Source organism: Neobacillus rhizosphaerae, assembly GCF_050477885.1.
GTDB lineage: Bacteria > Bacillota > Bacilli > Bacillales > Cytobacillaceae > Neobacillus > Neobacillus rhizosphaerae_A.
The window spans coordinates 15,813-29,708 of record NZ_JBCNAC010000085.1; the positions used below are offsets into that span (position 1 = coordinate 15,813).

12 protein-coding genes, 1 pseudogene and 1 riboswitch are annotated in these 13,896 nt (G+C 36.8%); of the genes and pseudogenes, 10 read left to right on the plus strand and 3 right to left on the minus strand.

The genetic code is table 11. The features are described 5' to 3' along the window. Window positions 1-12: 12 nt before the first annotated feature. The gene (locus tag ABES03_RS11305; RefSeq protein WP_430117392.1) at window positions 13-537 is read right to left on the minus strand and encodes a DinB family protein; all 525 of its coding nucleotides are present in this window, start codon (window positions 535-537) and stop codon (window positions 13-15) included. Window positions 538-962: 425 nt separating this feature from the next. Beyond that, complete coding sequence (locus ABES03_RS11310) at window positions 963-1,448, minus strand: QueT transporter family protein (RefSeq protein ID WP_430117393.1); 486 nt, start codon at window positions 1,446-1,448, stop codon at window positions 963-965. Window positions 1,449-1,455: 7 nt separating this feature from the next. Then, window positions 1,456-1,500, minus strand: a riboswitch (PreQ1 riboswitch). A 193-nt stretch (window positions 1,501-1,693) separates the two neighbouring features. On the opposite strand from ABES03_RS11310, the gene ABES03_RS11315 reads away from it, so the two are divergent. The 10 genes from ABES03_RS11315 to ABES03_RS11360 all read left to right on the plus strand — a co-directional run bounded on the left by ABES03_RS11315 (window position 1,694) and on the right by ABES03_RS11360 (window position 13,668). Further along, window positions 1,694-2,185: a hypothetical protein gene (locus ABES03_RS11315; protein WP_430117394.1), complete on the plus strand. Its 492-nt coding sequence runs from the start codon at window positions 1,694-1,696 to the stop codon at window positions 2,183-2,185. A gap of 638 nt (window positions 2,186-2,823) precedes the next feature. Further along, the gene (locus tag ABES03_RS11320; protein ID WP_430117395.1) at window positions 2,824-4,479 is read left to right on the plus strand and encodes an SWIM zinc finger family protein; all 1,656 of its coding nucleotides are present in this window, start codon (window positions 2,824-2,826) and stop codon (window positions 4,477-4,479) included. Between the two features lie 21 nt (window positions 4,480-4,500). Then, a complete protein-coding gene (locus ABES03_RS11325) occupies window positions 4,501-4,896 on the plus strand; it encodes a VOC family protein (protein ID WP_430117401.1) in 396 nt (131 codons plus the stop codon). Between the two features lie 105 nt (window positions 4,897-5,001). After that, window positions 5,002-5,406 carry a globin gene (locus tag ABES03_RS11330; RefSeq protein WP_430117396.1) on the plus strand — a complete coding sequence of 135 codons (405 nt, stop codon included), beginning with the start codon at window positions 5,002-5,004 and terminating at the stop codon, window positions 5,404-5,406. A 126-nt stretch (window positions 5,407-5,532) separates the two neighbouring features. Continuing rightward, on the plus strand, window positions 5,533-7,203 hold the full coding sequence (locus tag ABES03_RS11335; protein WP_430117397.1) for a glycoside hydrolase family 13 protein: 1,671 nt from the start codon (window positions 5,533-5,535) through the stop codon (window positions 7,201-7,203). A 482-nt stretch (window positions 7,204-7,685) separates the two neighbouring features. After that, on the plus strand, window positions 7,686-8,996 hold the full coding sequence (locus ABES03_RS11340; RefSeq protein WP_430117398.1) for an ABC transporter substrate-binding protein: 1,311 nt from the start codon (window positions 7,686-7,688) through the stop codon (window positions 8,994-8,996). 194 nt (window positions 8,997-9,190) lie between these two features. Beyond that, complete coding sequence (locus ABES03_RS11345; RefSeq protein ID WP_430117402.1) at window positions 9,191-10,051, plus strand: carbohydrate ABC transporter permease; 861 nt, start codon at window positions 9,191-9,193, stop codon at window positions 10,049-10,051. Next, complete coding sequence (locus ABES03_RS11350; protein ID WP_430117399.1) at window positions 10,051-10,866, plus strand: carbohydrate ABC transporter permease; 816 nt, start codon at window positions 10,051-10,053, stop codon at window positions 10,864-10,866. The genes ABES03_RS11345 and ABES03_RS11350 overlap by 1 nt, the downstream gene beginning before the upstream one ends. Window positions 10,867-10,923: 57 nt before the next feature. Then, window positions 10,924-11,946 (plus strand): LacI family DNA-binding transcriptional regulator, encoded by a 1,023-nt coding sequence (locus tag ABES03_RS11355; RefSeq protein ID WP_309866973.1) that lies wholly within the window; start codon window positions 10,924-10,926, stop codon window positions 11,944-11,946. Between the two features lie 54 nt (window positions 11,947-12,000). Then, window positions 12,001-13,668, plus strand: coding sequence for a glycoside hydrolase family 13 protein (locus ABES03_RS11360; protein ID WP_430117400.1), 1,668 nt, complete (start codon window positions 12,001-12,003; stop codon window positions 13,666-13,668). A 48-nt stretch (window positions 13,669-13,716) separates the two neighbouring features. Here ABES03_RS11360 and ABES03_RS11365 read toward each other — a convergent pair. Beyond that, a pseudogene (locus ABES03_RS11365) lies at window positions 13,717-13,896 on the minus strand (Crp/Fnr family transcriptional regulator); the annotation flags it as partial.

Genomic DNA, 13,896 nt, shown 5'->3' on the forward strand with positions numbered 1-13,896 from the left:
TTCTATATGTACCTATTTTTGTGCTGCTAAGTATCTTTCGTTAATAATCTTTTTGTGATGGATGGCGTGACCTGCAATTATGTAGCCGATGGCACGGGTAGTCACTTCCGTATTGTTGGCGTTGCCTTTGTTGCCCCAAGCCTCAGTAGGCATGTTTTTTACTAAAGTAATCGTAGCTTTGCGCGTTGCTACAAAATCCTCGAGGATATCATTGATAGATTGGTTGTTAATTTGAGAGCCTTCTACAAAATCATTTTCATTAAAGCCAGCTAAGGCCGTTTGGTCACCGCGGCCAATACGAAGCAGGCGATAGCTCATTATTCTCTCGGTATCTGTCATATGTCCGAGTACTTCTTTGATACTCCATTTATTTGGGGCATAACGAAAATGTCCCTCGTCATCTGAAATTCCTTCAAAAAGTACAATGGTACTTTTTAGATCCTCACTCAGAATCGTTAATAGATCTCCTTCGGGAACAAGGTCCACATACGGTACATAATATTCAGGATACTCACTTGTTAAAGGACGTTGTAACATTATTTTCTCTCCCTTCAAATTGTAATCGTCTATTATTACTTTATTCCTTTTGATAAAAAAATACCAAATAAAAGTAACTAGAATTGGATTATTTTAGAAAATAAACACTTGTACATAGAGATTCTATGTATTATTATTGTATTTATCTTTTTAATAGGTTCAATTTTTTTATTGTTAATGCCACATTTGCCTCGTTCCTTTCATCACCGTTTTACGGAACATACGGATTTACATAATGAAAATATTAAACTTTTATAAACGTACAGAGCAAGGTGTAGATATATTAGGGTATGTGGATCAGCGAAACCATCAATCGATTGAATTTTGGTATGGACATAACCGTATTCTTTTTTACCGATTAGATGATAATTCTATGAATTAATTCAAAAAAAGAGTCACTGCGCCTGCAGTAACTCTTTTCTGAATTAATCAATTTTATCAAATTGAACACGTTTGTTAATTACATACATAACTGGCATACCAACAGCCATGACCACGAATTCACCAACCGCGGTAGTTAACCAGGTGAACATGAATGGTAGATCAAATGCCAACTGTAGTTCAAGGGCAATCATAAACATTGTAAACGTGAAGACAAGTGTATTCACGATCATTCGTGTCCATAGACCTTTAATATACTTGGCACAGGCAATGGTGATTAATAAGGCAATCACGGATTGGCCGACACCGAAAATAAGATCGTATGCCTTCATTGGTGAAAAGAATAAATTCGTCAAAAATACACCCAGAACAATACCGAAGATATAATTTTTTTTAAAAACAACTAGATGATTGAACATCTCAGAAACACGAAACTGGACTTGAGTAAATCCAAACGGCTGGATTATAGCAGAGACCGCAATGTACAAGGCTGCTACAATGCCGTTGACGACAATTGACTTTACTTTCATATATAATTACTCCTTAGTTTTTTTATGTGGGAGGTTCTCGAACCACACTATTTTCAGTCAAATTAATATATTAGTATAAATAAAATTACTCGTCAATTACATGTGAAGTTCAAGGTTTAAATTTGTAAACAAATATGGCCTCTTTTTTTTCGTGCCACTCCATTTAAAATTAATTACAGGAAATTTTTACATAAATAATAAAAATCCGTACATGATAAAAAGAAAAAAAGGAATGGCGTATTTTTATGAAACAAAATAAAATGTTTTTACTTGCGATGATGCTAATACCTTGGTTATCACTGCCACTCCTAGGAAGGCGAGCGCTAAAGAGATTTTACCCGGGTGCCTTGTTTATCTTTGTTTGGGTGCTTTTTGAGAGTTTTTTTGCTAAAAAAAGGCTTTGGTGGAGGTTTTATGAAAAACTAATTCCTGGTGTCCATGGGGAAATTCCATTCATGTTCGGCCCATTTTTTGTGGGATCGTTATGGATTTTAAAATTCACATTCGGAAATTTTTTCCGGTACTTATTATTGAACTTTATTCTTGACACCCTTTTCGCCTTTCCTGGAATGATTGTGTTAAGAAGAATGGGGATTGTTTCACTTGTTAGCATGAAGCACTATCAAATGGGGCTTTTATTTATCATAAAGTCAGTCATCATGTATGGATTCCAAAGCATGATTGAAAAAATGAGAAAAAAACCAAAATCGCTTATCCGGAAAATCTTTGCTAAATAGTAGCCCGATAAAACGGAAAAAAGAAGCTGACTTAAAAGTAACGGGTTTACTTGAAAGTTGCAAACAAGTAAATTGGGAATATAAACGCATTGGAATTCACATTTAAATTCTAGTGCGTTTTTTTGTTGGTATGGCAAGTATTCTATTTGCTTTTTACAAACTTTGCACATATGAAATCACAAGACAATTCACAAGACAGAAATAATAATTGGAAGATGTCTGAAATAAATGTGATTTGAAGTGTGTATTAAAATTGATAACTTAAACCTAAATAAAAAATGTGTTTATCCGGGTTATGAAGGACAAAAATCGGTAGGATCACATGAAAAATGTCTTTCATCCGGGTTATGAAGGACAAAAATCGGTAGGATCACATGAAAAATGTCTTTCATCCGGGTTATGAAGGACAAAAATCGGTAGGATAATATGAAAAATGTCCTTCATCTAAGTTATGAAGGACAAATCCTAAAGTGATTCTTCTTGTGAATGAAATAACGAGAAAATGTGAGAATGAATTAGCGTTTGGATCTACTTTTTACAGTTTTGCACCCTGTAATATTTTCCGCAAATAAACTCCTCATCTTCGCAAATAGAAAATGATAAAATAAAAGGATAATTTAATCCTTGGAGTGTGAGTAATGAATCTATCAAATTTTGAAGAGTGGATAGATGATAAAATTCTTAAGCGAGGTCTTGAGTACTTTAATAAAGGTAAAGTGATTAGTCTTAAAACAACTGATGGAAGTCATTTCAAAGCAAGAATAGATGGTTCAGATGTCTATAACGTTGAAATGTTTTTAAGTGGCGATGTTGTAATAAATATCTACTGTGATTGTCCATATAACGGTAGTTATTGCAAACACAAGGCAGCAAGTCTGTTTGCTTTAAAAAATGGCGAGTTTTCAAGCAACGAGGAAAGTAAAGTTACACCTGCCGCCCCGAGTAAAGTTGGCTTACAACCTGTTTTATTAAATTTACAAAAGGAAGAATTAATCAGTTTAATCCTAAATATCACTGAGGAATACCCAGAGATAGAAAAACGCTTGCTATATCAGTATGAAACAAGCGAAGACGAAATAGCTTCCAGTAAAAAACTTATTAGAGACTATATCAATGGTGCAAAAAGAAAAGGCTTTATTGATTGGCGACATGTTAACCAAGCTTTACAAGGTGCAGAACTAACACTACAGAAAGCCCGAGAGAAGTTAGAAAACGGTGATACAGAGGGTGCCATTTTACTCTCTATCGCGGTCTTATCACCTGTTGTTAAAATGCTCGATTACTCTGATGACTCAAATGGATCGGTTGGAACTATCATAAATTGGGCGATCCAAACAATTGATGATGCTGTAACTAGGGGTCTTGATAATTTACATGAAAAAGAGCAGAAAAAGTTATTTGAAGTCATCATGAAGGAAGCGTTAAAAGAGTATTTAAGTGGTTGGAGTGATTGGCGGTACGACCTCCTTAAAATCTGTACTTATTTTTGTCATCAAGGTGAGCTAAGAACTAAACTTGAAAAACAATTAGATGCCCTAAAACAACAGGTAAATCATTCCTTTGATAAAAAGGAAATTAAACTATTACAATTACAAATTATTGAAAAATGTGATGGTGAAAGTGCTGCAGAAAGATTTATATATGACAATGTTAATCATAGTGAATTTCGTGAAAAAGCGATTTCCTATGAATTCAATAAAGGTAACTGCGAAAAAGTGATTCAGCTTTGCTTACAGGGTGAAATAGCTGATCAACACTATCGGGGCCTTGTACATAAGTGGCAGGAATTCCGTTATAAAGCTTATGAAATTGTTGGAGATATTGAGAATCAAAGAAAACTTGCAAAAGAACTTTTACTAAAAGATAATTTTACCTATTTTGAAAAATTAAAAGGACTATATTCACTAGAGGAATGGGAACCAATTTTACAGGAGTTACTGGAAGAGTTTGAAAAAGAGAAATACCCATCTTCTACGCACCTTTCCATTTTAAAAGTGGAAAATTTAAAGGAAAAGATATTACTATATTGCAAGAAACGAACATCTTCCATAAGTGATCTTTATCCATATGTGATAAAGGACTATTTTGATGATGTAAATGATATATTCATCACTTATATCCAAAGAATTTCTGAAGAAGCATCGGATAGAAGAGGTTATCGAAGTGTATGTGCGGTAATTAAAACACATAAAAAAGCCCTTGGTACTCTCCATTCCCATAAACTAATCAAAGAATTAAGAGAGAAGCATAATAGACGACCAGCATTTTTAGACGAGCTTGGAAAGATAAAATAAAATTAAAAAGGAGGGGCTATTATCCTACACCATCTAGAAATCTATGTTTCGAATTTAGCAAAAACCAAAGAGTTTTGGGGATGGTTTTTAAAAGAATTAGGATATGAACCATATCAAAAGTGGGATTTAGGTATTAGTTGGAAGCAAAAGGACACCTATCTCGTATTTGTCCAAGTAGAAGAGCGGTTTATGGATATTCCTTACCACCGTTCAAGGGTAGGTTTAAATCATCTAGCATTTCATGCAGAATCCAAAGAGCAGGTAGACCGGATGACAGACCAATTGAAAGAAAAAGGGATACCTATTTTGTATCAGGATCGCCACCCGTTCGCAGGGGGAGATTCACATTATGCAGTATTCTTTGAAGACCCGGACCGTATAAAAGTAGAACTAGTAGCACCAAAAACGGACATCTAGCCGTCTGGAAATTGATGTAATTTTACCTATTCCGTGATGTAAATCACAAAACACCATTCAAGGAAGCTTTATAATTATCTGAAACGAGGGAAAAATAAAGGATGGATGGTGAAGGAATTGGATTACAATTTTAAATCTTTATATAGTGAAATTGGTGGACAAGAGACCATTGACAAGCTAGTTAATGCCTTTTATCCACGAGTATATGCAGACCCGGAATTAAGACCTTTATTTGAAGGGGACATGGAAGAAATCAAACGCAAGCAGAGGATGTTTCTGCCGCAATTTTTAGGAGGTCCAGCTTTATACAGCCAGGAATTTGGACCACCTGCCATGAGGGAGCGGCATTTACCATTTGAAGTAACCCCAAGAAGAGCTACCTGCTGGCTCCGGTGTATGAGAGAAGCCTTTCAGGAAATTGGACTCGATCAAAATCCGGCAGGACTAGCCTTCTATGATCGTTTAACACAGGTTGCAGGTATCATGGTCAATAGTCCAGATCGTGATTAATAAAAATAGTATCATAACAATTAACCTCACTTGCGTATCTTTCAAGTGAGGTTTTTCTTATGCGAAAATTAACCCCAAACACATTTTGTGGTATAGTGTGGTTGTTTATAGTGAGGAGGATACCAATTGAAAACAAATGACCAGTGGTGGAAGAAAAGCGTTGTTTATCAAATATATCCAAGAAGCTTTATGGATTCGAATGGTGATGGAATCGGTGATATTAAAGGGATTATTCAAAAACTCGATTACTTAAAATTACTTGGCATCGATGTCATCTGGTTAAGCCCTGTGTACGATTCACCGAATGATGATAATGGCTATGATATCCGTGATTATCAAAAAATCATGGAAGAGTTCGGCACCATGACCGATTTTGACCAGATGCTTGAAGAAGTACATAAACGTGACATGAAATTAGTCATGGACCTCGTTGTTAACCACACCTCGGATGAGCATGAATGGTTTGTTCAATCGAAACAATCGAAAGAGAATCCATACCGCGACTATTATATCTGGCGTGAGGGTAAAGATGGGAAGGAACCAAACAATTGGGGCTCTTTCTTCAGCGGTCCTGCATGGGATTATGACGAAGCCACCAAGGAATATTACTTGCATTTATTTGCGAAAAAACAGCCGGATCTTAACTGGGAACATCCAGCTTTACGTGAGGAAGTTTACCGCATGATGAGATTTTGGCTTGATAAAGGAATCGATGGCTTCCGAATGGACGTAATCAATATGATTTCTAAACAGCCAGGATTACCTGATGGTGTACAGGCGGAAGGTCAATTATATGGAGATGGCAGTCCATTTTATATGAATGGACCAAGAATTCATGAATTTTTGAAGGAAATGAATAGGGAAGTTTTAGCGCATTATCCAATTATGACAGTAGGAGAAATGCCTGGAACCACACCAGAAGATGCAATTCTATATACCAATGATGAACGAAATGAAGTAAACATGATTTTTACCTTTGAGCATATGGATCTAGATAGTGCGCCAGGGGGCAAGTGGAATCTAAAACCGCTAAACCTTGTGGACTTAAAGGAAAATTTGGCTAAGTGGCAAGTAGGTTTACACAACAAAGGATGGAACAGTTTATATTGGAATAATCATGACCAGCCAAGAATTGTATCACGATTCGGGAATGATCAGGAATACCGTGTAGAGTCAGCTAAAATGTTAGCAGCCTGTCTTCATTTCATGCAGGGTACCCCATATATTTATCAGGGGGAAGAAATCGGTATGACGAATGTGAAGTTTGAATCCTTAGAGGATTACCGTGATATTGAGACTCTGAATATGTACAAGGAACGTTCAGCATTAGGCTATACGCATGAAGAGATCATGACGTCCATCTACGCAAAAGGAAGAGACAATGCAAGAACGCCTGTACAGTGGGATGAAACAGAGCACGGAGGTTTTACAACTGGAACACCGTGGATTAAAGTCAATCCTAGGTATAAAGAAGTCAATGTGAAAAGTACGCTTGAAGATCCACAATCCGTTTTTTATTTTTATCAAAAGCTCATTTCTTTACGTAAGGAAATGGATATTATTGTGGAGGGCGATTTTCAATTGTTACTCAAAGATCACCCATCGATCTTTGCTTATGAAAGAAACTGGAAGGAAGAACGCCTTTTAGTTTTATGTAATTTTAGTGGGGAAGAGGTAGAGATTAACGAGGAAAAGCTAGTTAATAGCATAACAAATTCCCAAATGCTTCTCTCCAACTATGAAGCGGGAAAATCATCTACACTTCGTCCATATGAGGTAAGAGTTTTAACAAAATAAAGGGACAGTCCCTCGCTGCTTTAAAGCGGCGGGGGACTGTCCCTTAAAAAAAATATAAAAAATGATTGCGCATACATTTTAAAAGTGCTACTATGAATCTATCGATTAGTGCAAACGTTTTCGCTAACGATACACAAAAAGTATAGGGGGTATTAGTAGATATTAACTGTAAAGTATGTAGATTTTTTATTGAGGAATAACGATTTTTTACAGTTTTTCTGCTATTATGTGCAAACGTTTTCGTGGAAAACTAGATTTTACTCCATTTCGAATGCTATTGTAGACAAACAAACCAACATACTAAAATAGTTTTTTATTTAAAGATGAGTGCAAACGATTGCACTTTTAAGCTATTACTTGTATGATATCTAATATATTTAAACGTCTAGAATAATAATTTCGTAATAGAGCAAAATATATACATCTATGTGTTTGCACAGAAACAACACGCTTTACAAAATTTTTCAGTATGGGGGTAAATCATGAATAAGAAAAAATTATTTTCTGGAATTGGAGCTGGGCTTCTTTCATTAAGTCTCCTTCTAACAGGCTGTGGTAACGCTGATAAAGATGGCGGAGCTAAAGAAGAGTCAAAAGGCGGAAATGTAACACTTGATGTATTCCAATTCAAAGTAGAATTCAAAAAGCAATTTGAAGATGCTGCGAAGAAATATGAAGCAGCGCACAAAGGAGTAAAAATCAACATCACAACTGTTGGTGGTGGAGAAGATTACGGTGCAGCTTTAAAATCTAAGTTTGCTTCAGGTAAAGAGCCAGCAATCTACAACATCGGTGGACCACAAGACGTGGAAGATTGGCAAAAGAAATTAGCTGACCTTTCTGATACAGAAGCTTCAAAAAAGGCATTAAAAGGAACACTTGATGGTGTAACTAAAGATGGTAAAGTTTTAGGATTACCATACAACCAAGAAGGTTACGGTTTCATCTATAACAAAGCAGTATTTGAAAAGGCTGGCATTGATCCAAAATCAATCAAGAGCTATGCAGACCTTGAAAAGGCAGTAAAAACTTTAGATTCTAAGAAGGGTGACCTTGGTCTAAAAGCAGTATTTGCCCTTCCTGGTAAAGAAACTTGGGTAACTGGCTTACACTTATCTAATGCTTTCCTTGCTCCAGAATTTGATAACAACGTTCTAAATGCATTCAGCGCTAAGAAGGTTGACTTCAAATATGGTGATGCGTTCAAGAAAGTTCTTGATCTTCAAAACAACTATTCTGTTCAACCAACTGTAAGCCTTGACTATGCTCAACAAGTTGAAGAATTATTCTCACTTCAAAAAGTAGCGATGATTCAACAAGGTAACTGGGCATATGGTTCAATCGCTGGTATCGACAAAGATTTCGCTGATAAGAGCATTGGTTTATTACCAATTCCTGTTGAAGGCTATAAAGAAGATGCAATTCCTGTTGGTATCCCAATGTACTGGGGCGTAAACAGCAACAAAGACAAAGCTGTACAAGCTGAAGCTAAAAAATTCTTAGACTGGTTATACACTTCTGACGAAGGTAAAGAAATCGTTATCAACGACTTCAAATTTATCCCTGCTTATGATGGCTTTGATGCATCAAAAATCAGTGATCCACTTTCAAAAGAAATTTATCAATATGCACAAGATGGCAAGACAATCGGCTGGACATTCATGGGCTACCCAACTGGCTGGGGACAAGATCAACTTGGTGTTCAAATCCAAAAATATTTGAGCAAAGAAGCTAAGTGGGAAGATGTAGTAAAAACTACAAAAGAAGCTTGGGAAAAATCAAGAAATAAATAATCTCTTATGAACTTAAATAATGGGTCCTACTTGATAAAAGCAGGACCCATTATAAATTAGCAGAGAGACAAGCGGCTGGTTCATAAGGGGGCAACTTAAATAGTTAGGCTTATTCTTATCAATCAGCCCCTTTTCTTTCAATAATACTACCTTAGAAAAAATACAAAAATTACATTGGAGGTTTTTTTACCATGATGCGTACGCGGGAATTATCATATTGGTTATTTTTAGCCCCTGTTCTATTAGCATTATCTATGGTTGTTATCATTCCATTGCTCTTTGGAGTCTACTATTCATTTACAGACTGGAATGGTATTGAAGTTGGCGGCTTTATAGGCTTCGAGAATTATATTAATGTCTTTAAAGACAAGGAATTCTTAGATTCATTATGGTTTACAGTAAAGTTTACTGTTGTCTCCATTATTTTAATTAACTTCTTTGGTTTAGCCTTAGCACTTATCGTGACATCAAAAATTAAAACAAGTAAGTTCTTACGTACAATCTTCTTCATGCCAAACCTAATCGGTGGTTTGATTCTAGGCTTTATCTGGCAGTTTATTTTTATTAAGGTATTTTCCGGTGTGGGAGAATTGTTTGGAATCGAAAACTTACAAGGATGGCTTTCTACTACAAACACTGGTTTTTGGGGCTTAGTTATTCTAATGAGTTGGCAGATGGCCGGATACATTATGGTAATCTATATTTCTTACTTAGAAGGTGTACCAACAGAGCTGATTGAAGCTGCTGAAATTGATGGAGCCAGTACATTTCAACGTCTACGCTTCATCGTTTTTCCATTAGTTGCTCCTGCATTTACAGTTAGTTTGTTCTTAACATTATCGAATACTTTCAAGCTTTACGATCAAAACTTATCTTTAACAGGCGGTGGGCCGTACAATTCCACACAAATGGTCGCAATGGAGATTTTCAAAACGGCATTTGGTGAAAGTGAAATGGCTTATGCTCAGGCAAAAGCAGTTATTTTCTTTATCATCGTTGCTGCTATTTCCTTAACACAAGTGTACATCAACAAGAAAAGGGAGGTAGAAATGTAATGGGAAGAAAATATAAATGGCCGCTTGAAATCCTTGGTGTGTTATTAGGTCTGTTATGGCTTTCTCCTTTTTACTTAATGATTGTCAACTCCTTTAAAACAAAGAGGGAGATTTTCTCAGACACATTAAAATTACCAGAAGTATTTACTTTTGATAATTATGTTGAAGCATTTAATGAACTGACATTCTTAAAAACATTTATGAATTCACTACTTATTACGGTAGTTAGTGTAGGCATCATCATTATTTTCTCGTCTATGGCTGCCTACGCTCTTTCAAGAAATAAAAGCAAAATGAGTACCATTATATTCTTCTTGTTTGTTGCTGCGATGTTAATTCCGTTCCAATCCGTCATGATTCCATTAGTGACGATCTTCGGAAAAATAGAATTGCTTAATCGATCTGGAATTATCTTTATGTATTTAGGATTTGGTGCGAGTCTTTCCATCTTCCTGTACCATGGTACATTGAGCGGGATCCCAAAATCCTTGGATGAAGCTGCAACCATTGATGGGGCTAATCGTTTCCAAATTTTTTGGCACATTATTTTCCCAATGTTAAAGCCAATTACTGTAACGGTTGCAATATTGAATACCATTTGGATTTGGAATGACTACTTACTTCCATCTCTTGTTATTAACCAAGAAGGAATGGAAACTATTCCATTGAAAATGTTCTTCTTCTTCGGTGAGTATACAAAGCAATGGCACTTAGCACTTGCTGGATTAACGATTGCCATTATTCCAGTAATTATTGCGTACTTCTTTGCACAAAGGGAAATTATCAAAGGTATTTCTGAAGGCGCGGTTAAATAATTTCTACCTTATAATATAGTAGAAAAACGAGCAATTTATTGGTATTAGGGGGAAGTAATGGTGGTTACAATTAAGGATGTGGCAAGGGAAGCAAATGTGGCGCCTTCGACGGTTTCAAGGGTAATTGCCAATAACCCGCGAATAAGCGAACAAACAAAGAGACGTGTAAAAGAAGTGATGGAACAATTAGGGTACTATCCTAATTTGCAAGCGCGTAGCTTGGTTGCTAAAAGCACTCAAACCATTGGCGTCATAATGCCGAATTCGGCCTACCATGCCTTTCGAAACCCATTCTTCCCTGAAGTTTTAAGAGGAATCAGTATGCATGCCCATGAAAGTAAATACGGTATTTATCTTTCAACTGGGTCAACTGAGGAAGAAATTCACGAGGAAGTCTTGTCCATGGTTAATGGCAGACGTGTTGATGGAATCCTTCTGTTATACTCTCGTGTCAATGACCGGACCATGAACTACCTGGAGGAAATAGGATTTCCTTTTGCGGTTGTTGGTCGGCCAAGTGTGAATGAAGAGAGAATTACCTATGTTGATAATGACAATATTTTTATAAGCAAACAGGTAACCAATTACTTAATTGAACACGGTCATACGAATATAGCTTACGTTGGAATAAATCCAGATTTTGTGGTTACTATTGACCGGATTAATGGATATAAGTTGGCTCTTAAGGAAGCTGGACTTACAGTAAATGAGGCTTATCTTGTTAATGAAGAGTTAGTCAATGAACAAGGAATAGATGCCATTTGTTCTTTGATGAAGCTCGATGCTCCTCCTACAGCATTGGTAACACAGGATGATTTAATGGCGTATGAAATCATCAGTCATTTAGAAAAATTAAACATCAGAGTGCCTGAAGATATTTCAATCGTTGGCTTTAATAATCTCTCGCTCTCTGAACATTCAAAGCCTCCACTAACTTCAGTGGATATTGGCACATTTCAATTAGGTCATCTGGCCACAGAATGTTTAATAGAAAAAATCGAGAATCCTGAAACGTTGCCAAAGAGAATCACGATTCCAACAAAGCTAATTGAACGTAAGTCGTGTGCGGTGAAAAAATAAGCTTTGGATGGAATGTGAAATGACAAACATAAAAAGAGTCAGTGAGGATTTTACATGAATAAATTATGGTGGAAAGAAGCTGTTGCCTATCAGATTTATCCTCGAAGCTTCATGGATTCCAATGGAGACGGGATTGGGGATATCAAGGGCATCATCTCTAAATTAGATTATTTAAAAGAACTAGGGATTGATGTGATCTGGGTTAGTCCAATGTATCAATCGCCTAATGACGATAATGGTTACGATATCAGTGATTATCAGGAAATTATGGAAGAGTTCGGAACGATGGCGGATTTTAATCTCCTACTAGAAGAAACACATCGTCGTGGAATGAAACTCATTCTTGATTTAGTGATTAACCATACGAGTGACGAGCATCCTTGGTTTATCGAATCTCGTTCTTCCAAAGAAAATCCAAAACGCGATTGGTACATTTGGCGTGATGGAAAAGGCGGGAAAGAACCGAATAACTGGGAAAGCATTTTTGGTGGTTCAGCCTGGAAATATGATGAACAAACCGATCAGTATTTCATGCATATCTTTTCTAAAAAGCAGCCAGACCTCAATTGGGAGAATGAAGAGGTCCGGAAGGCATTGTATGAAATGGTGAATTGGTGGCTCGATAAGGGAATCGATGGTTTCCGCGTTGATGCGATCAGTCACATTAAAAAAGAAGAAGGCCTAGAGGATATGCCTAATCCTGAGGGACTTCAGTATGTCTCCAGCTTCGATAAAATGATGAATGTGGATGGAATTCATACGTTCTTGCAGGAGTTAAAGGAAGAGACGTTTGCTAAATATGACATAATGACTGTTGGTGAAGCGAACGGAGTAACGGTTGATGACGCGGAAGATGTTGAGAGTTGGGTCGGTGAAAAAACAGGGAAGTTCAATATGGTGTTCCAATTCGAGCATCTAGCATTATGGGATGCGGAGGCGAAAAAAGAGCTGGATATTGTGGAGCTTAAGGATGTTTTGTCCCGTTGGCAAAAAGGCTTGGAGAATAAAGGCTGGAACGCTTTGTTCATCGAGAACCACGACAAGCCGCGTGTAGTATCTACTTGGGGGAATGACAAGGAATATTGGCGTGAGAGTGCAACAGCGTTCGGAACTATGTATTTTCTCATGCAGGGTACACCGTTTATCTATCAGGGGCAAGAAATCGGCATGACAAATGTCCAATTTGATTCCATAGAGGATTACGATGATGTTTCGGCAAAGAATATGTACCGTATCAAGCGGGCCGAAGGTGTATCGCATGAAGAGATCATGGACATTATTTGGGCATCAGGCCGTGATAATTCGCGAACTCCAATGCAATGGTCAAGTGAGGAGAATGGTGGTTTCAGCACAGGGAATCCATGGTTGAAAGTTAATCCGAATTTTAAGGACATCAATGTTGCGTCTCAACAAAAAGACGAAAAGTCTGTTTTGAACTTTTATAAAAAGATGGTTAGCTTAAAGAAAGCAAATGAAGTATTTACCTATGGTACGTATGATTTGCTTTTGAAGGATGATCCTCAAATCTTTGCTTATACAAGGAAGTTAAATGAGGAAAAGATTATTGTCATCACGAATCTTTCCACTAAGCCTGCTGAGATGGATGGAGTTTCACTTGATTATAGTCACTTGCTGCTTCATAACTATGAGGTTTCACCACATGAAACACTAACTAAATTGACATTACAGCCATATGAGGCAAGAGTGTATCGAATGAAATAAAACAACATAAAAAAGACGATTCGAATACCGAATCGTCTTTTTTATGTGTTAAACTGTAGCTTTTGATTTTTTAGTAGTGGCTGTTTTGTTACTCATTTTTCTGAAGTAAGGTACAACCCAGCGGTCTAAACCGATTTTACCAGCGTTGTAGCCAGCAGTTAAGATGATGAAGCCAAGGAAGATGTCTCTAGGGTTGTGAGATACAGTGCCAGCTAAGAAGAAGCTGAA